Source organism: Thermococcus aciditolerans (assembly GCF_008152015.1).
Taxonomy (GTDB): Archaea; Methanobacteriota_B; Thermococci; order Thermococcales; family Thermococcaceae; genus Thermococcus; species Thermococcus celericrescens.
Window position 1 is genome coordinate 1,508,751 of the sequence record NZ_CP041932.1, and the last position, 19,229, is coordinate 1,527,979.

A 19,229-nucleotide genomic window follows, 5' to 3' on the forward strand; every position below is an offset into this window, starting at 1 on the left:
GGGGCTCAGCCGAGCCTTCTCTTAACCTCCTCTATCGCCTCCTCCGCCTTCAGCGGGTTCTTCACCCTGCCCTGGGCGAGCTCCTTCCTTCCGCCACCGCCGCCGCCGGCGACTGAGGTTACTGCCCTGGCCAGCTCCCCGGCCTTTACGTCCAGGCCGTCGCCAACGGCAACGACGAAGTGGCCCTCCCTGCTGATGAGGACGACGACGCGCTTCTCCTTCCTGAGCTTGTTGGCGGCCTCGCGGAGGTCGTCCATCGCGCCCTCAACGACGGCTCCGATGAACTCAACCTCCCCAACCTTCTCGACCTTCCCCTCGAGCTCGTAGACGAGGAGCTTGGCCAGCTCCTTCCTGAGCTTCTCGACCTCCTTTCTCGCCTCCTTCCACTCGCTGAAGAAGCGCTCGGCAGTCTCCGGCACCTTCTCGGGCGGGACGCGGAAGGTCTCGGCGGTTCTCTTGAGAAGCCTCTCGGTCTCCTGCATCCAGTCAACCGCGGCCTCTCCGGCGGAGAAGATTATCCTCTCAACACCGTCCTGTATGCGCTCGGTTCTCAAAATCTTGATTGGACCGATTAGACCGGTGTTGGGCAGGTGCGTTCCACCGCAGGCCTGGACGTCCCAGTCCTCAATCTTAAGGACTCTAATCGTCCTTCCAGGAACGACACCGCCCTGGTAGAGGCGGAAGCCGTACTTCATCTCGGCCTCGGTCCTCGGAAGCCACTCCCAGGTCACCTTCCTGTTCTCCATGACGGCCCTGTTGGCGAGCCTCTCAATCTCCCTGAGCTCATCCTCACTTATGCGCTTGTAGTGGCTTATGTCCAGCCTGGCCCAGTCAGTGTGGAGCTGTGAACCGGCCTGCCAGACGTGCTTTCCGAGAACCCTTACGAGGGCACCCATGAGGACGTGGGTTCCGGTGTGGTGGCGCATGTGCTGGATTCTCCTGTCCCAGTCGATCCTTCCGTGAACCTTCGCGCCGGGCCTGAAGAGCTCCGGCCTCTCGACCCTGTGGAGGATGACCTTCCCTATCTTCTGAACGTCCCTGACCTCGACCTTCTCCCCCTCAACTTCGAGCTCACCGAGGTCGCACGGCTGGCCGCCGCCCTCCGGATAGAAGGCGGTCTGGTTGAGCACCACCCAGTCGTCTATGACATTGAGAACCTCGGCATCGAACTCCCTCATGAACGGATCCTCGTAGTAGAGCGTCCTCGTGTCAGGGAGATCCTTGACCAGTTCGAAGTCAACGGCGTATTCAGCGGCGGCCTTCTTCTCTGCCCTCTCCGCTTCCTTAGCGACCAGCGTGTAGAAGTTGTCAGGGATCTCGACCCTGATTCCCTCCTTCTGCGCTACCTCCGCGACGATCTCAGGGGTTAAGCCGTGGCTCTCGTAGAACAGGAGGAGCCTTTCGAGCGGAATCTCGTCCTTGCCGGCCTTCTTGAGCTTGGCCACCTCTCGCTTCACGAGGTCGCTTCCGCGCCTGAGGGTCTCCTGGTAGCGCCTCTCCTCGACGTTGACGATGTCGAGAATGACGTCCTCCATCTCCTTGAACTCGGGATAGGTCGGCGAGAGCTCCCTGATGTGCATGGCCACTATCTCCGCCAGCGGGACCTCGAGGCCGAGCTCACGGAGGTGCCTTATGCTCTTCCTTATCAGGAGCCTCGCGAGGTAGCCCGCCTTGACGTTGGACGGGATAACGCCATCGGCGAGCATGAACGTAAGGGCCTTGGTGTGGTCGGCCACCGCGTATATCAGCTCGTAGGGCCTCACAGCCTTTGTAAGCTCCTCAACGCTGATTTCGACGCGTTTGGCTACCTGCTCGCAGAGGTACCTCAGGTCGCCCATGTCCTCGATGTCGAACATACCCGCCAGGCGGGAGTTCTCCATGAGGATGCGCTCATCTATCTTCTCCACACCCGCCATCCTCTTCAGGGGCTCGACGACGTAGCCGAGGACGGCGTCGTAGGCGGTAGGCGTCCCGTGGCTCATCCAGACGAGCCTCTCAAGGCCGTAGCCGGTGTCAACGACCCTCGTCTCCATCGGGACGTAGTAGTCGCCCTTGATCTCCACAACCTGAGCCGGGTCGGCGTCCTTTGGCGCCTTCTTATACTGCATGAAAACCAGGGTAGCAACCTCAAGACCGCGGTAGAGCACCTCGAAGGCCGGGCCCGCGTTTCCTCCGCCGGCCCAGGGGTTCTCCTTGAAGGTTATGTCCTCACCCTTCATCCCGAGCTCCTTGGTAAAGAACTCGAAGGCCAGTTCCACAGTCTCGTCCATCCAGTAAACCGGCTTGTCCGGGTAGTTGAAGGCGTGGTGCGCCATCATCTCGAATATCGTGAAGTGCCTGCCCGTGATTCCGACGTTGTCTATGTCGGTGAAGCGAATCGACGGCTGGCTTATCGTGAGGGGGTTGGCCGGCGGGTCCGCTTCACCGCTTATGACCCATGGCTGGAAGTCCATGATCGAAGCCCCGACGAGGAGAACGTCATCGCGCCAGCGGGGGAGAACCGGGAAGCGCTTTACCCTCCCGTGGCCGTGCTTTTCGAAGAAGCTCAGGAACGCCTCCCTCATTTCCTCCAGGCTGTACTTCTTCGGGATTCCGGGCTTTCCGATGAAGGAGTACTCGTCACACGGCGGGTCACCGCAGGTCTTCCTGTCCGGATCGAGCGTCCAGAAGAACTTGCCGCACTTGGGGCACTGCTTCCTTATCCACCCCTCTTCCTTAAACATCCTCGTGGTCATATCCATGCTCATTAGCCTCACCTCTTAAACTGAAGTAGAAAATGAAGTTGGGCTATTAAGGTTTTCCTCAGTCCTTCGAATCGGGACCGAGGTCCACATCCACGTCCTCAAACCTCTCCTCGTCGATGTATATTACCGGAATCTTAAGCTTCCGGAGAAACTCCACCAATCGTTTCTCGCGCCGCTCCATCATCTCAATCCTGTGCCTCAAGCTTGCGTTCTCTATGGCGAGCCTGTTGGCCTCGTCCACCTTGAGGTTCAGCTGCATTCTCAGCTCTATAAGCTCCTCCTCCAGCTCCCGGAGCGAGCGCTCCAGCCGGTCGATTTCCTCCAAGTACTCCCGACAGAGGCGTTCCCTTATCATCTCGGTCAGCCCCGCGAAACCTCCTCACCGATCAGGGGGCTCCAGACTCATCATCCCAACCACAGGGGATACGGCGGGGACATTAAAAGGTTTCACCCGCTAAAGCTTTAAGGCGTGCCTCCTATGACCATCCATGCGATCAAAAGTGTACCTAGCGGCCGTACTGGTGGCAGCGATGCTCGCAGTGGCGGGCTGTCTTGGGAGAACATCAACCCTGGAAGCCACCACTGAGAAAACCGTTACTCTGGAAAAAACCAGAACGGTCACCGAAACCCTCACCGTGACAGAAACCAAGTACATCGAGAACCGCAGCGTTGAAACGGAGCTCAGAAAGAACCTCACCGCCTGCATCGAGAACCTCCGGCTCCTGAACTCGACGTTAGCCCGGACGAGTGAGAGCCTGGAGGAGCTCAGCGCGAAGTACCGCGACTGCCTGCTGGAGGGGTCAAAAAGGGAGGAGAACGCCCCCCCGACAGAACTGTTGGTGGACGACACGTATTACAGGAGCCTCATTGAGGACATACGCGGTGCGCGGGAGAGCGTTTACGTCACTATGTTCCTCATGAAGTACGACCCCAACGATAGCTACGATCACGCCAACGACCTGATAAGGGCGCTGGTGGAGGCCAGGAAGAGGGGCGTGAGCGTCCACGTGATACTCGAAAACGGCATCGAGGACAACAGGGCCACCTACGACTACCTCCGCTCCAACGGGGTCGATGTGGTCTTTGATTCCCCCTCGGTAACCCTCCACACAAAGATGGTGGTGATAGACGGCAGGGTGGTTTACATCGGAAGTCACAACTGGAGCGAGGCCGCGCTGGACTGGAATCACGAGGTGAGCGTTAGAATCGAGTCCCAGGAGATTGCGGAGTCGCTCTTGGAGTACTTCGAGGAGATTAAAAGGGGGTATTAGGTCGATGAAAATGCTGGATGGACTGAAAAGGGCCTACTGGCGCTGGCGCTCCCGCTGCCCGTTCGTGAGGAAGGTCGAGGAGTGGAGAATGAAGAGAAAGGCGCGGGAGTTCAAGGTGGAGGTGAAAAACTGAGGCATCTCCCCAATCCCGGCGGTTACGGATGTTCTAACAAAATAAAAACGAATTTAGATCACGCCTCCGCCCGGCAAAAGTTCCCGGTCAGGGGCCGATTAGTTCCTCATCGCACCGCTCGGCCACCTACCCTCACATCATCCCAGGCCCAGACTCTCCCGGATTTCGAGGGGAATCAGACCTATCTTGGGGAGCACCAGCAGGGCCTTGTCCTCGACGGCGTAGGCCGGGACGCACGGCACCATACCGTAGGGAGTCGGGTATTCGGGGTCAGGGGCCCAGTTGTTGTCGCCCCACGTGAGGAAGCACTTCTCCGTCTTGCCGCCGAGATTCACCTCGCTTATCCCCCTGACGCGGTGGATGATGGGATACTCGTAGCCGGGACGCTTGTAAACGATGACGTCATTGATGTGAACATCGTCGATGTTCTCCTCGCTTATCCCCTTCAGCAGGACGACGTCCCCGCGGTAGAAGACGGGCTCCATCGAGCCGCTGACGACTATGACGAGGGGGGAGTCGGTGTGGAGCGCAACCTTAAGGCCGAACTGGAAGATGAAGACAACTATGACCGCTATCAGCACCCATGCTATATCCTTCTTCCACCCGTCTTCCATCTCAGAGCCTCCATGAGGGTGCTTATCCTCGCAGGAATGGCACCGATGGCGGTGCACGTTTCGAGGCTCACCCTTTTTCCAGTTATGTCCATGTGGTAGCGGGCGGTCTTAAAGATTTCCTTGGGGAGGCCGTGCCGCCCGAGGCCCACCAGGAGGAGAAAGCTCTCACCGCGGAGGGCGCGTTCGGCGAGCTCAAGGGGTGTTATCTCCTTCTCAGCACTGGGCTTCCTGGTGGTGGCAACGGGTGTTCCGAACTGCGGCGGGAAGCCCCGCCTGGGAAAGTCCAGAAGGTGGAAGCGGTTCCCCTCCGCCAGTTCCATGAGGTACCTGCCGCCCTCGCCTATCGTGGTGTGGCCGCTTATCTCCTCCGCCACATCGATCGGCCTGCCCTCGAAGGGGAAGCCCACCAGGGCCAGGTGAAAGCCGTAGGCATACGCTATGGGTCCCGCTCGGGCTATGGCGCGCAGGTGGGCCTCATGGAGCCTCTTGGAGTCGTAGGTGTTGTACAGGGCTATCGTCAGCATAACTCCTCACCTCGGATAATCAATAAATATTTATAAGGATTTAGAGCGAATTAAAAAGTTAGTATGACGACGCTTGAGGATGTCATTCCCCTGATAGAACGGGGCTACTATGAGGAGGCACTGGAGAAGATAGAGAGGCTCAACGACCCACTGGACAAAGTGGACGCCATGACCCAGATGGCCATTACGATACACTCCAAAGGAGGGCCGGCGGATTGGATACCCACCATAATTGATGATGCTACGTACATAGTACAAAAAATAGATTACCCAACGGACAGGGCTATGGGGTACTCGATGATAGCCTCCGCCCTAGGAAGAATGGAGTATCATGATGAGGCGGCGGACTTTTTTAACAGCGCCATAGAGGAGCTGGACAGGGTAAAAGATCCCACGGAGAAGGGAATAGCCCTGGCATTCCTCGCGTACCACATGGCCCTCTCTGGATACTCAGAGCAGGCTTTGGAGGTTTTTGACCTCGCTTTTGACAGCATCATTAACGCGGAAATGGCGTACCGCCTCAAAGTAGACGGCCTGCTGAAGATTGCGGAACTTCTGGAAAAGGCGGGAGACAGCGTACCCTCCAGCAGAGCGCTAAAATTTTATGAGATGTCCTTTGATATATTCGATAAGCTCAACGTTAACCAGCAGGCGGCCATAGTTGAAAAGAAAATAGAGCTAACGAAAACCGTCTACGACGTTGGTCTCCCCCAGATTCGGCGGGCGCTCCTGGAGGGCAAAAATCACTACGCGCTGGCGATCTTGGACAGGAACTACAGCGGCGTAGTTAGACTCATAGGGGCACTTGAGATAGCACTGTGGATGAAAAGAGTGAACAACCCAGAGTACCTTGACGTTGTGGATAAGGCCTTTGAGAACTGTCAGAACCCGCATTTCACCGAGGCGAACGTTCAGCAGATAGCCAGACTGCTCACAGCGCTGGGAAGCCTCAAGAGGGCACTGGCGTTCGCCATAAAGATAAAGGACATTCGAAAGAAGAGCGAGGCAATGAAGGCAATAGCCATCGAACTGGCCCTCAACGAAGATGTCGACAGTGCCGAAAAACTTGCAATCAACATCCCGGACCCCCAGGTGAGAGAAGAAGCCCTCATTGAAATCGAGACGCTGAGGGAGGGCAAGCTGTGATATTCGACGCCCACTCAGACCTGCCAACGCTCATCCACGACGAGAGGATGAACGGAAGGAGCCTTGTGCTGGAGAGGAACTTCGAGAGGTTCTTCGGTCCCTGGGTTAGGGCCAGGGTTATGGCCATCTGGACGCGGCCGGAGAGAAGGGGAGACGCAACGGCCTACGGTTTTGAGGTCCTGAACTCCCTGCTTAAGGACGTCGGGGAGAGCGAGCGCTTTGAGCTGGTCACAACCGTCGATGGAATGAAAAATGCCATCGGGGACGGAAAGGTCGCCCTGTGGCTCAGCCTTGAAGGCGGGGAGCCGATAGGGGAGAGCCTTGGTCTGCTGGAGCTCTTCCACCGCCTCGGCTTGAGGGTTCTGACGCTCACTTGGAGTCTGAGAAACGCCATAGCTGACGGGGTCTTTGAGAGAACGGGGAGCGGACTGACGAACTTCGGCGTTGAAGTCGTCGGAAAGGCCGAGGAGCTCGGGATACTGCTTGACCTCAGCCACATCAACGACAGGGGCTTCTGGGACGCCCTGGATGTCACGGCGTTCCCTGTCATAGCGTCCCACTCCAACGCGAGGAGGCTGTGCGACCATCCGCGGAACCTGACGGATGAGCAGATAAAGGCGATAGCAGAGAGGGACGGCGTTATAGGTGCAGTTGCCATCCCGAGCTTTATCCACCGGGAGCGGGCAACGCTGGAGGGGTACGTGGAGCACATAACGTACCTGGTCGATCTGGCCGGCTACCGCCACGTTGGGCTCGGCTTCGACTTCGTTTACTACCTCAGTGGCTGGAGCGGGAGGAGCGTTGAGGGCTTCGAGGACGAATCGAGGATACCCCACCTGATAGAGAGGCTCTCGGAGACCCTCAGCGAGAAAGAGGTTAAAGCGGTAACCTTCGAAAACTTCGAGCGTGTTTTTGAGCGGGTCGTCGGGTGACTACCTCCTGAGAAACCTCGGCAGGCCTGCATACGACCGGCGGAGCATCCCCAAAGAGTTCCCCAGCCTTCCAAGCCTCAGAAACCTTGGCCTTCTGTAGGTACCCCCCTCCCCCAAACCCTCAAACAGCGCAAAACGTTCGGTCGAACGGCGCATCCTGACCTTTTCAACCTTTGAAACCCTGTAAATGCCCCGCTGTATATCCCTGTAGCGGGCATCCATGCCCTCCCTCTTGCCCCGGAGATACGCCATCCTCGCCTCGTCCAGAAGGTTTTCCGACCCTGCCCTGGAGTAGACATTCCGCCTAAGTTCCCTGGCCCAGCCACTCCACTCCGAATGTCCGCCGTAGCCTATCAGATATCCGGCCAGGTAAGCTTTTTCGAGTGTGTTTTCCTCCTTCAGGACATCTCCCAGGCGTATCCTCCGCTTGGAATCCCTATCCATCATGCCTCACCAAGGGGAGATTCGTCGAGAACCACCAGCCCACTGCTGCAGAATTTCATCGCAAACATCCTGGTAAGATGCTTTGTCCGCCTCATCTTGAGAACCTGAACGGCCCTGACCATCTCCGATCCGTCTTCGCTCATGAAGTAGTGCAGCATTATAACGCCGTCGGCTATATAGTGTTCCTCGGTGTACTTGTCCAAATCCGTCAGCTCTGCCACAAGAAACGTCGTTACGTTTAGGTCCTCAATTGCCCTGATGAAATTCGAAAGCTCGGCCCTTTTCTCCGCGGGATCGCTGGTTTGGAATTCTATAGCGGTTAAGGGATCGATAACAAGTCTGCTTATCCTGTTCCTCTCCGCGAGCTCCCGCACCTGCATGAGGACCCCGCCCCACGCTGGAGGCTTTCCAGACCTCCTCCACAGGTCCTTTCCAAAGTCACACAGGATTAGTTTGCCGGACTTAACATAAATCCAAACGGATGGGTCAAAGCGGGCCATGTCCTTGACGACCTCATCGGGATTGTGTATGAGGGAAACGTAGGCCACCCTCTCCCCTCTTCTCGCTCCCTCAATCAAAAACTGCATGGCAAAGGTAGTTTTACCGCTGCCAGGCGGACCTATGAGGAGGTACGTCTTACCCGGCAGGAGTCCTCCCTCAATTATCTCATCAAAACCCTTAATACCACTCGGTATCCTCTCGGGGAGGCCCATCGATACACACCCCGATTTATAATTTGGGCGGAAGTCATATAAAAGAGTAGCCCACAGATGCATCAAAGTGGTGGAGTTTCATGGACGAGTTGTACTTTTTAACCGCAAAAGACGCGAGAAGACTGCTCTTCGCGAAGGGCGGAGCGAGGCTCAACCTCGACCTGAGGAAAACCAGCCGTTCGTGGCTGGTAACCCTCGACGGGGACGGGTTCATGTTCCCAGATGGAACCAGGGTTGAGAGGGACGTCATCGAGAGGATCGCGAGGGACGAGGGTAGCGTTTACTTCGTGAGAGGTGGTGGGGTTTACAAAGCCGCCATCGCAGGAGAGCACTTCTACAAGCTCGTTCCCACGATTCCGCCCACGATTGAGATAAACGGCATCAGAATGCACCGCACGAAGGAGGTAAACCCCCTCCAGGACACGAGGAACAAGGTGAACGCCGTAAAACCGAGAGAGGGCGAAACGGTTCTCGACACCTGCATGGGGCTGGGGTATACGGCAATAGAGGCGTCAAAGAGAGGGGCCTATGTCATAACCATCGAGAAGGACCCGAACGTGCTCGAACTCGCCAGGATAAACCCCTGGAGCAGGGAGCTCTTCACCGGCGGAAAGATTCAGGTGATTCAGGGCGACGCTTTCGAGGTCGTGAAGAAGTTCAAGGACGAGAGCTTTGACGTGATAATCCACGACCCACCGCGCTTTTCTCTGGCCGGGCAACTCTACTCCGAAGAGTTCTACCGCGAACTGTTCAGGGTTCTTAAACCCGGTGGGAGGCTCTTCCACTACGTCGGCAACCCAGGGAAGAAGTATCGGAAGAAGGACCTGCAGAAGGGCGTCATGGAGAGACTGAGAAGGGCAGGCTTCGCCGGGGTTAGAAGGGTCGAGGAGGCGCTCGGGGTTATGGGAAGGAAACCGGAAAACAAAGGAGGGAAGAATTAAATCCCTCCGACCTCTTCCAGCTCCTCGAAGGCTTCGAGATTGGTGTAGTAGTCCATGAGCTCCGAGATTTCCTTTCTAAGCCTGAAGCTCTTGACTATTGCTATTCCAAAGCCTATTATCGACGGCCAGGCCAGGAGGAGCAGCAGCTTGGCGTCGCTTATTGGTATAGGCCTCGGGTCGGTGAAGCGGTTGAAGTTCCATATCATAAATGCTATCATCAGCCAGGCCGTCGAGAAGTTGGTCAAACCGCTGCCGCTTTCTCCGAGCTTGAAGCCCGGAACGACGTCCTTGGTTATCGGCGGGAGCAGGTTGCTTCCCATGAAGCCGAGCTGGTCCTCGAAGACGTGGAGCCACTGACCGATCATCGAAGCGAGGGCAAGCTCCGTCGCGTGCTCATAGCCGATCAGCTTGAAGAAAGCGAAGACGACGAGGCCTATTATCATGCCCATCGTGAGGGAGTGGCTGAAGCCGTGGTGCCAGGGCAGGAACCTGTCCTTGACGACCGTCTTGCCCTTGAACTCAGCCCTCCTGAAGGCTATCTCCGGGCCTGAGAATGAGTCTATCCTGGTGGGCTTTGGATAGGTCTTAATGAAGGGCACGTCCACCTTGGCTATGCCGTACTTCCTGTACTCAGGAACGTCGCCGCCTATGGCAACGCCACCTGGCGTTACTATCGGCCCCATCTCGACGCGGACTTCTCTCTTGGGCGGGTCGAGGTGAACCCAGAAGCGCCTGTAAACGTCGCCAGGAAGGCGAATGTTGTGTATCTTGACTATCCTCTCGCCCTCGCGGTATGCCTCCTCGATGGCCCTCGCTATGGTGTCCGCTATGCCCTGCGGGTGGGGGGCATCGCTGACGACGAGCTTGAGCGAGCCGTCCTCCTCGACATCGACGTAGCCGAAGACAAGCAGCTTCTTGCCCTCCTCGATTTTTCCGAACTCCTCCTCGAAGAACTCGTAGTCGTCGCCGAAGGCTTCGACGGTTATCTTTCCGGTTCCGTCGCTGAGCGTGAAGACTATGCTGTTGTAGCTCTCCGTGACGGTCTCCTCGCTTCCGTCCTCGCGGAGAACCCTGTAGGAGACCTTTCCAGAGCCCCTCGCCAGTATCTCCTCGACCTTGCCCTCAACGGCGAAGAACTGGTAGCGGTTTTCCTCGCTCAGCTCGCTTACCTTAACGAGCTTCGGCGCGTAGTGCTTCTTCTCGTCCCAGGGGGCAGGGTCTATCTCGTAGTCCCTTCTCTCCAGGAACTTTCCGAACTTGAAGTCCACGAAGTCGGGAGAGTAAGCGGCGGCAGCCGCTATGACCGGAATGAGTATGCCAAGGCGCAGATCACCGACGAGGGCGGCGAAGAAGGTCGCCGCCGCGAGACCCGAGATGTAGTGGGTGAATCCCCTCATCTTCCATCACCCCAGTCCGAGCAGGGACATGAAGTAGCCGGTGTGGCCGGTCATGCTGATGAGCACGGGCAGGATAAGTCCTCCGAGGCAGTAGCTCCTCCTGGTGTTGAAAGCAGCCGCCATCAGGCCTATCGCCGTCGAGACGAAGAGCACCGCCAGCCCCATCGGTCCAGTGAGGAGGTAGGAGATGACGACGAGCGTCACTGCAACCACGTAGGAGAGCTTCTTGATGTGGACGACGTTGAAGCTCTTGGCTAGGAACCTGGAGAGGTAGTAGGTGAAGAGGAAGCTTATGCCCGCGCTGAGCAGGATAACGCCTATCGCGGCTAGGTATTCGGCGTAGCTCTTGGGGGTGTATATTGAACTCACCAGCCAAGCAGCAGCTCCCCTCGTGAGCCTCAGCTGGGGCAGGAAGAGGAGCGTGAAGGCTCCGACGTAGTAGATGACCCTGTTCACACCCTGGCTTATGATGAAGGCGTCGTCTCCGCGCTGGCTCGTCATGTGGCCCGCTATCAAAGCCCCCATTCCACCGGTGATTATCGGGTAAACGGCCGCTATGGTTCCTCCGAGGGCGCCGCCGAAGCTGGCCTTGAGGGTGTTGTAGAGGCTACTCTCAACCCTGTCGTCGGGAACCTGCTCGAGCATCGGCGGGTTGGAGAGTATGTTGAGTATCACCCAGGACATTCCGAAGAAGCCTATGAACATCGGCGTGAGCCTGGTGTAGGCGCTCGTCGTCGGCAGGAGGTTGGTGTTCATGACTATGAAGCCCAAGAGGCCGGAGAGGAAGAACACCAGGATTCCGCCAAGTATCTGCCTCCAGGCCAGCCAGAGCCTCTCTGCCGGAGTCCTTCCGCGGTCGCCCTCCTTGGGCCACTCGCTCATGAACATGAAGACCACTATGGCGACGAGGAAGTAAGTGATGTACGGACTCGTGGCCTGGTAGATTGGCGGGAGAACCCTCGGGAAGATGAAGAGGGCACCCAGCACGAGGAAGAGGGTTCCCGCTACCGCTCCGATGAGGTAGAGCAGGACCGCCTCGTGGCCTCTACCAAGGAGGAGGTAGCGCTGTGTGGGGAAGAGGAGGAAGACGGCGCTCTCATCGGCGACGCTGAAGTAGACGCTCGATATCGCGCTCACGTAGGCGTAGGCAACTATGGCGCCGATGGCGAAGAAGGGGAAGGCCTGAACCGGCATCAGCTCGCCAACGCCGAAGACGGCAACGAGTAGGGCCATTATGTTGAATATGTGGAAGCCCGGAATCCAGGATATGAGGGCGCCAAAGAGCACCCCCGCAAGGGACCAGATTAAAAGGTCTGAAAGGGGAACCATGGCCATCACCTCACCTCGATGCAGTCGCTCCTGTAGGGAATGACCTCAACGGTTCCCTTGTACTCGGCAACGTAGCCCGCAATCCTGACCGTCTGACCCTCGCTGAAGGTTAAGTCCCCTGCCACGCTCTTGGGTATGAAGACCACCAGCTCTCCGCTTCCGTCGTCGATGGTCAGCTTGACGAAGGTACTGCCGGTGTAGACGTCCACCACGGTTCCCTCAACGACCACAGTCGTTCCGAGGAGGTCGAGGGTAACGTCGCCCGTCCTTAATTCCTCCGCCGGAACCGCCTCGACGACGGTTATGGAAACCACCTCACCGGCGTCGGCGTCGTAGGTTATCCTCAGCGTGCTTCCAGTTCCCGCTTCCCTCGGGTCGGGAAGGACATCGCGCGAAACGGGAAGCTCAGCGCTTCCGGTGTCGTCGTGGACCTTCATGACGTAGCCGTCCTCGTAGCTCAGCCCATCCCAGGTGACGGTGAGGTTCACCCTTCCGGTGGCGGCGGAAAGCTCCGAGACCTTCACCTCTCCGATTCCCGCGGTTCCTCCGGAGGGCTTCCCCGCCACCACGACCGCATCGAGGTCGTAGACTATAACCTCGGCCTCGCCGTCGTACTCGTCCACATAGCCAGCGAGGAGCACAGTCTGACCCTTTCCGACGCTCAGGTTGGCGCCGCCGGGTATGAAGACCGCTATTCCGCCGCTTCCGTCATCTACGGTAAGCTTAAGGTTGCTTCCGAGGGTGAAGAGGCTCGAAACCGTTCCGTTCACTGCGACCGTTCTGCCCTTCATCGAGAGGCTCACCGAGCCGGTCTTGAGGATCAGCGATGGCTTGGCCTTGGTGACGTTCAGCGCGGTTATCCTGCCGGAGAGAGGGTCGGCTATTATCCTCAGCGTGCTGCCCGTTCCTGCTTTAAGCGGGTTGGGCAGGAGGGAGCGCTCGGCGAGAAGGGCTGCGCTTCCGGTGGAGTCGTGGAAAGTCAAGGCGTAGTCGGGTTTCTGGTAAGCAATTGAGTCCCACGCAACCGTCAGGAGGAGGGGCTCCGTCGCGGTCTTCAGGTCGGAGACGGTACCCTCAACGGGCCCAGCCTGCTCAATCTTCTCGATTGAGGCCGGGTTGAAGAGCACCACCTCCGGCTCGTCGCGGTAGATTTCAACGTATCCGCCGATCTGCACCAGGTCGCCCTTGGCCGGGACGTAGGCCAGCTCGTTGGCGGTTGAGCGCGGCACGAAGACCGGAAGGTTGCCGACGACTATCTTGAGGTTGCCGCTGAGGTTGGCCACGTCGGTTACTTTACCAACGACCGCGACGAGCTGGCCCTCCATCTCGGGGGTAACCTCATCGGGTCTGAGCGGAATTGGAGCTATCGGCACCTCAACGGTGAGGTTCTCTCCCTTCACAAGGATTGAGCTCTCGACCAGGCCCCTGACCGTGACCTGACTCCCGGTTCCAGCCTCGAGCGGGTTGAGGTTCAGCAGGGCCTCCCTCGGGAGCGAAGCCTTAACGCCGTCCACGGTGAGGTAGTAGGTGCCGTTGGCGTAGGTTACGCCCTCGATTGAACCCGCGAAATCCACGAGCTGGCCCTCATAGTCAGCGAGCTGAGCCGCGGTGACCTTCGGGAGCTCTATCTCCTCCGGCGGGAGAGGCTCTCCAAGGGCCTTTATTCCACCTCCGGTGTAAACGACCACCTCGAGCTTTCCGCGGTACTCCTCGAGGTAGCCGGCGACCTCGACCCCGAGGCCAACCTTAAGCTGGGCCATCGTCTCGTTGGACAGCTCGGCGAGGGCGGCCGAGGGGATGAAGACGTCCAGCCTTCCGGTTCCGTCGTCGATGACGAGCTTAAGGTTCGAGCCTATTCTATCGACCTCCTCGATGTTGCCCTTCACGGCCGCTATCGAGCCGCGCATATCGAGGGTGAGGGTTCCTATCGGCTCGAACTCCGTCTTCACAGGCCTAACGACCTCCAGGTAGGCCGTGACGAGCCTGCCGTCGTCCCCCATTCTTCCCGCGACCCTGACCGTGCTCTCGCTCGAGGCGTTGAAGGGGTTGAGGTTCGCGAGAACGTCCCTCGGGACGAGGGCGTCGAGGTAGTCTTCTCCATCGGTGAGGGTCAGAACGTAGCGGCCGTTCTCGTAGGTTATTCCGGCGAGCGTTCCCTCAACAGCCATGACCATTCCCGGATAGTTGGGTGCCTCGCCTATCGGAACGACGGGAGCTTCTTCGATCGGGGTCACCGAGAGCCGGGTGAGGTTCCTGACGACTATCTCCGGTGAGGTGCCCTTGTAGAGGTAGACTATTCCAGGGGCGTAGAGCGTGTCGCCGACCTTGACGGAGAGGTTGTTGAAGACGAGCAGAACCCTCGGAACGAGCACGGAAATCAGGGAGTCACCGGTATCGACGGTCATCAGGTAGCCAGAGCTGACGTTGGAGAACTCGGTGACGATGCCCTCAACGGCCACGTAGGAGCCGCTCATGTTGGCGTTGAGGGACTTGACGATGGGCGGATTATCGGAGTAGAGTTTCGAGTGGAAATTCAGGCCGTCGAGGTACTGAAGCATCGAGTAGGTGTAGGTTTCCCTCACGCGGAGCTGAACCTCGGCCGTGACCTCGTCGCCGGGGAAGGGGACTAGACCCTTCCGTATCATCTCGTCGGCGAGCGGGGAGTAGACCCTGACGTCTATCTGCCCCGTTCCGTCGTCCACCGTAAAGGTGAGGCCGAGCTTTCCGCCGGTCTGGGAGACGTAGGGAACCGTAACGACCGTTCCGTTTATCCTGACGACGGCGTAGTTCATCAGGTAGTTGCCGTAGACGTCGCTCACCCTGACGAGCGGTGCCTGGGCGCTCTGGGCGGCAACGAGCAGAACGGCGACGCCGATTACAGACAGGAGAATCGAGAGGTATTTGAGCCTCGATACGTTGAGCTTCTTCTGCTCCTTGAGTCCATGGTAGTAGAGCTTTTTCTCACCCTTCTTCCCTGACATGAGCAGACCTCCGGATTATTTAACGTAGCAACCCAGTTGATGGATGCTCTTTTTAACGCTTTCGTGTCAAAACGGGACAGGAGTAACCAGGTTTGAATAAGGTGGAACGTTACAACTGGGGAAAATAATTTAAGGCCTCACTCAAAAGACGGACCGTGAAGACGGTAATAGTCACGGACAGGAGGAGGCACCTGCTCCACCCCCTGCTCGTCGCCTCAGCCAGCAGGGTGCTTCACCGGGGCAATCTCAGGGCCTTTGAAGCCGTTGCGGAGGCCTTCGAGAGGAACTACTTCTTCGAAAGGGTAGTGAGAATGCCCATGGACTGCTTCGGAAAGTACCTCGAAGAGAGTATTCTGCTTGGCGTTCAGGCCGGGTTCAACCGCCTCGATGAACTCCTGCCCGCGGCGGAGGGGGAGGGGGTGAGGCTGATCGAGACGGGGGACGAGTGGGTTCCGTTCTACACTGCCGCGAGGCTCTACGCGGACGGAAAGCCCGTGCCGGCAGAGATCCTCAGACACCTCCCGAACCCGGAGCACCTGCCAAGAGACGGGGACTACCTCAGGTTCATGGTGAAGCTCATAGAACACAACCACCGCTTCGGAACCGTCAGCTGCGCCTTCGAGTTCTGGGCCCTGAGGGAAGCCCTCTCGCGGAAGCTGTGGAGGCCCAAAGGGCCGAAAACCTGGAGGGGCAGGGGCTGTTTCGTGGGGGTCACGCGGGGAAAGGGGGACATCAATGACGTCAGGGGCGAGCTGAAGCTGTTCTGCCGGAACGGGTGGTGCCTCTTCTACTTCCGGGGAAGCGAAAAGAGGCTGAAAGAAAAGCTCAAAGAAAGAGGCCTTAGCCCTCCTTGAGTATCTTCTCAATATCAAACCCTTCCTCGTACTTCCTCAGCTTCCTCTCAAAGAACTCGATGAAGAGTTTGTAGCGCTTTGCGCGGTGCTTCGGGCTTCCGCGGATGCTGTGGCCGTGAGGGCCTTTCTTGAAGACCGCTATGTAGGCCTCCTTGCCCATGTCCTTGAGCACGTTGTAGAACATCAGGCTCTGGTCGAGGGGACAGCGGTAGTCCTCCAGCGAGTGGATGAGGAGTATCGGCGCCTTGACGTTCTCCGCGTGGAAGAGCGGACTCAGCTTGCGGTAGTTCTCGTTTTTGAGCGGGTTCGGGCCTATAACCTCAAGGTCGTACCAGAGCCCAATGTCGGAGAATGCATAGCTAGTCAGCCAGTAGCTTATGCCGTTCTCGCTGATGCCGGCCTTGAAGAGGTCGCTCTGAGTCAGCGCCCAGTTGGTCATAAAGCCGCCGTAGCTTATGCCCGTTATGCCAACCCTATCCCTGTCCGCCTGGGGTTCGAGCCTGAAGAACTCCTCTATTCCGGCCATTATGTCCTCGAAATCCTCCAGACCGGTTCTCTCCAGAACGCGGAGCGCGAAGTCCTCGTCGTAGCCGTTGCTGCCGCGTGGGTTCACGAAGACTATGTAATACCCCCTGCTCGCCATGAGCTGCATCTCGTAGACGAAGCGGTGCCCGTACATGCCCTTGGGCCCGCCGTGGACGAAGACTATCACTGGAGCTTTTTCGTCCTCCTTGAGCTCGGGCCTCAGGTACCAGCCGTCTATCTCCAAATCTTTGCTCCTGAACCGGAAGTGCCTCGGTTCGAAGGTCTTGAGCCGATCGAATATCGGGCCGTTGTAGTCGGTTATCTGCTTCAGCTCGCCGTCGTAGAGGTAGAGCTCGGGGACGCGGGTGGCGATCGCTATAAGCAGAACCGCCCTCCCATCGTGGACGTCGAAGCCGTAGACCCAGTGGTCACCGGCAACGATTCTCTCGGCCTTCCCGTCCCAGAGCCAGAGGTTCACCCTGCCGGCATCGGGGGTCAGGAAGTAGACCTTCCCCCCGTCCAACTTGGCGTCGTAGACGTCCAGCGGACCCTCATAAACGGGCCTGAGCTCGCCGTCGTAGATGTAGAGCCACTCGTGTTCGCTGATGAACCGCTTTTCTTTCTTGCCCCTCAGGAGAATCGCCTTTCCGTCGGAATCAACGGCCTCGAAGGGGACCTTTTCAAAGAGCTTCTCCTCCTCGCCGTCCTTCCAGAGGTAGATGTCATAAAACTTGAAGAGCGCTGGTTTTGAGCCCTCGCGGTGCGGGACGTTGACGAGTATGGAATCGCCGTGCCACATTCCGCTCGAAAACCGCGGCTTCTCGAACCGCTCTATCACCTCTTCGCTTTCCGTATCGAGAATCCAGAAGGTGGTCTTCTCACCGTCGAAGAACCCCATGCTGTCGAACCAGACCGGAACATCGTCGTCGAAGACGAAATCCTCATCGTCGCGGCGCTTGAAGCCCACAACAAGGAGCCTTCTGGAGTCGTCGTTCCACTCCACAGAGCGGACGTTCTTGATGGTTAAAACCCTCTTGGCGCTCAGAGTCTGAACGTCTGCCACCCATATCTCCGTTGCCTTCTTCTCCCCGTTGGGACGCGTGAAAGCGAGTTTCTTTCCATCCGGCGAGATCCTCGGCATGGAGGCGTTCTCGATGAAGCGCCTCGCCCCCGTCTCAAGATCCTCAACGACCACCGTGCTCTCGTATTTGTTGTCCTGTAGGTTGGCCTTGGTGAGAACGTAGGCGACGGAGCTCACCCGCACCCTCGGGTCACCCAGGTACGCAAACCTAGAAAAGGTCTTCTCATCCCATTCGATGTTGCTCATAACGCTATCACCGGCCTATCATGGACACCAAAGTATATAAACTTAACTATCGTGCGCAGTAACAAACGCGAGAAGGTTTAAAAGGTCATCACCGATAGCGGGGGGTCAGGTGGAAGCATGAGGGAGGAGCAAGGGGTTGGAATCATACTCGGTCTGGGAATATTCATCTCCGTGGCATTCAGAACCTACGCAGGGGTGACAATAGCCGCCGTCGGGATACCCCTCTACCTCGCGTACGTCACCCGGCAGCAGAACATCCTGGCAAAGTCCAGGCTCTTCGACAGGGACCTCTTCCTGATGATGGCGATAGCCGTAGCCGTGATACTGGTCTTCGACTACTTCTGGGATCCAAGGATGGGCCTGATAGCGATGGCGGTGGCGATACCTCTCCTGGCCCTCTACGCAGACAGGCTAAAGTCTAGAAAGAAGGTCCAGAAGACCTGAGAGCTTCCCGGTTCTCTTATAGTTTCGTACCTCCTCCCTCATCTCCCCCAGGAATGCCCGGTCCACCCCGAATTTCTTCCGAACTCGGCGCGAGATGTGGTTGTCGTTCAGGAACACCATTGCCATCGCGGAGGTGAGGTTCTTCGGCTTCCTCCAGCCGGACTTTTCGAAATCTATCAGCCAGACCCTCTCGCCGACTATTACGTGCTTTCCCCCCTGAATTTGGCCGTGGTCGAGACCGAGCCTGTCGAGCAGGGCAGTTTTCTCAACTATCTCAAAGATGTGTCGCTTTTCGAGGTCCGCGTGGAAGATTATCTCTCCCTCTGCGAACTCCCGAACAAGATACTCAAGGCCCTCAAAGACGCCGTAAGCCACGAGCGGGGGGGTTATTCCGAATGGCTCCACCGCGCGGATAATTTCGGCCTCCCTGGCGAAGTTCTGCCTCGGGGAGTCCGGCCGCTGGAGCTTTATTATGACGTTTTTTTCATCCAACCGGGCGCAGAAGATGAGACTCGTGGTTCCCTTGGCGTAGGGTCGAATTTTCTCGAATCCAAGCGATTTCAGGCGGGAGTAAAACCGCCCCAATTGAGCTTCGCTTATCAAGTGGTCGAACATATGCCTCGATAAGCTTAAATACTCCGAAGATAAAATACTTTTGGTGATAGCCATGGTGACGGCTTTTATTTTGATGGTGACGGCCGCTGGAAAGGAAAGGGAAGTTATGGAGAAGCTTCTGGCCATGCCAGAGGTTAAGGAGGCTTACGTGGTCTACGGCGAATACGACCTTGTCGTAAAGGTCGAAACCGACACGCTCAAGGACCTTGACCAGTTCATAACCGAGAAGATAAGGAAAATGACCGAAATCCAGATGACCTCGACGATGATAGCCATCTGATTCTCTCGTTCTTCG

At 57.7% G+C, this 19,229-nt stretch carries 19 protein-coding genes; 8 read left to right on the top strand and 11 right to left on the bottom strand.

The genetic code is table 11. The features are described from left to right. Positions 1 to 5: 5 nt before the first annotated feature. Positions 6 to 2,747 (bottom strand): alanine--tRNA ligase, encoded by a 2,742-nt coding sequence (alaS, locus tag FPV09_RS08315; RefSeq protein WP_148883053.1) that lies wholly within the window; start codon positions 2,745 to 2,747, stop codon positions 6 to 8. 55 nt (positions 2,748 to 2,802) lie between these two features. Next, on the bottom strand, positions 2,803 to 3,099 hold the full coding sequence (locus tag FPV09_RS08320; RefSeq protein ID WP_148883054.1) for a hypothetical protein: 297 nt from the start codon (positions 3,097 to 3,099) through the stop codon (positions 2,803 to 2,805). 133 nt (positions 3,100 to 3,232) lie between these two features. On the opposite strand from FPV09_RS08320, the gene FPV09_RS08325 reads away from it, so the two are divergent. Further along, positions 3,233 to 4,015, top strand: coding sequence for a phospholipase D-like domain-containing protein (locus tag FPV09_RS08325; protein ID WP_246112255.1), 783 nt, complete (start codon positions 3,233 to 3,235; stop codon positions 4,013 to 4,015). A 4-nt stretch (positions 4,016 to 4,019) separates the two neighbouring features. Then, positions 4,020 to 4,148, top strand: a complete 129-nt coding sequence (locus FPV09_RS12235) for a hypothetical protein (protein ID WP_281288770.1) — start codon at positions 4,020 to 4,022, stop codon at positions 4,146 to 4,148. Positions 4,149 to 4,285: 137 nt separating this feature from the next. On the opposite strand, the gene FPV09_RS08330 is transcribed toward FPV09_RS12235, so the two are convergent. Together FPV09_RS08330 and FPV09_RS08335 are read right to left on the bottom strand one after the other, a co-directional pair. Then, complete coding sequence (locus FPV09_RS08330; RefSeq protein ID WP_148883055.1) at positions 4,286 to 4,762, bottom strand: signal peptidase I; 477 nt, start codon at positions 4,760 to 4,762, stop codon at positions 4,286 to 4,288. Then, positions 4,735 to 5,286, bottom strand: a complete 552-nt coding sequence (locus FPV09_RS08335) for a DUF531 domain-containing protein (protein WP_148883056.1) — start codon at positions 5,284 to 5,286, stop codon at positions 4,735 to 4,737. The genes FPV09_RS08330 and FPV09_RS08335 overlap by 28 nt, the downstream gene beginning before the upstream one ends. A 63-nt stretch (positions 5,287 to 5,349) precedes the next feature. Between FPV09_RS08335 and FPV09_RS08340 the strand changes: the two genes are divergently transcribed. Next, the gene (locus FPV09_RS08340; RefSeq protein WP_148883057.1) at positions 5,350 to 6,432 is read left to right on the top strand and encodes a hypothetical protein; all 1,083 of its coding nucleotides are present in this window, start codon (positions 5,350 to 5,352) and stop codon (positions 6,430 to 6,432) included. Further along, positions 6,429 to 7,364: a dipeptidase gene (locus FPV09_RS08345; RefSeq protein ID WP_148883058.1), complete on the top strand. Its 936-nt coding sequence runs from the start codon at positions 6,429 to 6,431 to the stop codon at positions 7,362 to 7,364. Before FPV09_RS08340 ends, FPV09_RS08345 begins: the two co-directional genes overlap by 4 nt. On the opposite strand, the gene FPV09_RS08350 is transcribed toward FPV09_RS08345, so the two are convergent. Together FPV09_RS08350 and FPV09_RS08355 are read right to left on the bottom strand one after the other, a co-directional pair. After that, positions 7,365 to 7,808, bottom strand: coding sequence for a hypothetical protein (locus FPV09_RS08350; protein ID WP_148883059.1), 444 nt, complete (start codon positions 7,806 to 7,808; stop codon positions 7,365 to 7,367). After that, positions 7,808 to 8,521 carry an RAD55 family ATPase gene (locus FPV09_RS08355; protein ID WP_148883060.1) on the bottom strand — a complete coding sequence of 238 codons (714 nt, stop codon included), beginning with the start codon at positions 8,519 to 8,521 and terminating at the stop codon, positions 7,808 to 7,810. The genes FPV09_RS08350 and FPV09_RS08355 overlap by 1 nt, the downstream gene beginning before the upstream one ends. 80 nt (positions 8,522 to 8,601) lie before the next feature. On the opposite strand from FPV09_RS08355, the gene FPV09_RS08360 reads away from it, so the two are divergent. Further along, the gene (locus tag FPV09_RS08360) at positions 8,602 to 9,462 is read left to right on the top strand and encodes a class I SAM-dependent methyltransferase (RefSeq protein ID WP_148883061.1); all 861 of its coding nucleotides are present in this window, start codon (positions 8,602 to 8,604) and stop codon (positions 9,460 to 9,462) included. Here the strand turns inward: FPV09_RS08360 and FPV09_RS08365 are convergent. Genes FPV09_RS08365 through FPV09_RS08375 form a run of 3 tightly spaced genes read right to left on the bottom strand, consistent with a single transcriptional unit; the run spans position 9,459 to position 15,169 of the window. Then, the gene (locus tag FPV09_RS08365) at positions 9,459 to 10,859 is read right to left on the bottom strand and encodes a metal-dependent hydrolase (protein WP_148883062.1); all 1,401 of its coding nucleotides are present in this window, start codon (positions 10,857 to 10,859) and stop codon (positions 9,459 to 9,461) included. The two genes, FPV09_RS08360 and FPV09_RS08365, sit on opposite strands and share 4 nt — an antisense overlap. A 6-nt stretch (positions 10,860 to 10,865) precedes the next feature. After that, positions 10,866 to 12,188, bottom strand: coding sequence for a tripartite tricarboxylate transporter permease (locus FPV09_RS08370; protein WP_148883784.1), 1,323 nt, complete (start codon positions 12,186 to 12,188; stop codon positions 10,866 to 10,868). 5 nt (positions 12,189 to 12,193) lie between these two features. Next, positions 12,194 to 15,169, bottom strand: coding sequence for an OB-fold nucleic acid binding domain-containing protein (locus tag FPV09_RS08375; protein WP_148883063.1), 2,976 nt, complete (start codon positions 15,167 to 15,169; stop codon positions 12,194 to 12,196). A 155-nt stretch (positions 15,170 to 15,324) separates the two neighbouring features. Here FPV09_RS08375 and FPV09_RS08380 point away from each other — a divergent pair, with 155 nt between their 5' ends. Continuing rightward, complete coding sequence (locus FPV09_RS08380) at positions 15,325 to 16,023, top strand: hypothetical protein (RefSeq protein ID WP_148883064.1); 699 nt, start codon at positions 15,325 to 15,327, stop codon at positions 16,021 to 16,023. Here the strand turns inward: FPV09_RS08380 and FPV09_RS08385 are convergent. Beyond that, positions 16,010 to 17,875 carry an alpha/beta hydrolase family protein gene (locus FPV09_RS08385; RefSeq protein ID WP_148883065.1) on the bottom strand — a complete coding sequence of 622 codons (1,866 nt, stop codon included), beginning with the start codon at positions 17,873 to 17,875 and terminating at the stop codon, positions 16,010 to 16,012. The two genes, FPV09_RS08380 and FPV09_RS08385, sit on opposite strands and share 14 nt — an antisense overlap. Positions 17,876 to 17,992: 117 nt before the next feature. On the opposite strand from FPV09_RS08385, the gene FPV09_RS08390 reads away from it, so the two are divergent. Next, positions 17,993 to 18,319, top strand: coding sequence for a hypothetical protein (locus FPV09_RS08390; RefSeq protein ID WP_058938975.1), 327 nt, complete (start codon positions 17,993 to 17,995; stop codon positions 18,317 to 18,319). On the opposite strand, the gene FPV09_RS08395 is transcribed toward FPV09_RS08390, so the two are convergent. After that, a complete protein-coding gene (locus FPV09_RS08395) occupies positions 18,287 to 18,934 on the bottom strand; it encodes a hypothetical protein (protein WP_058938976.1) in 648 nt (215 codons plus the stop codon). The two genes, FPV09_RS08390 and FPV09_RS08395, sit on opposite strands and share 33 nt — an antisense overlap. Before the next feature lie 52 nt (positions 18,935 to 18,986). On the opposite strand from FPV09_RS08395, the gene FPV09_RS08400 reads away from it, so the two are divergent. Next, positions 18,987 to 19,214 carry an Lrp/AsnC family transcriptional regulator gene (locus FPV09_RS08400; protein WP_014013114.1) on the top strand — a complete coding sequence of 76 codons (228 nt, stop codon included), beginning with the start codon at positions 18,987 to 18,989 and terminating at the stop codon, positions 19,212 to 19,214. The last annotated feature ends 15 nt before the right edge of the window (positions 19,215 to 19,229 follow it).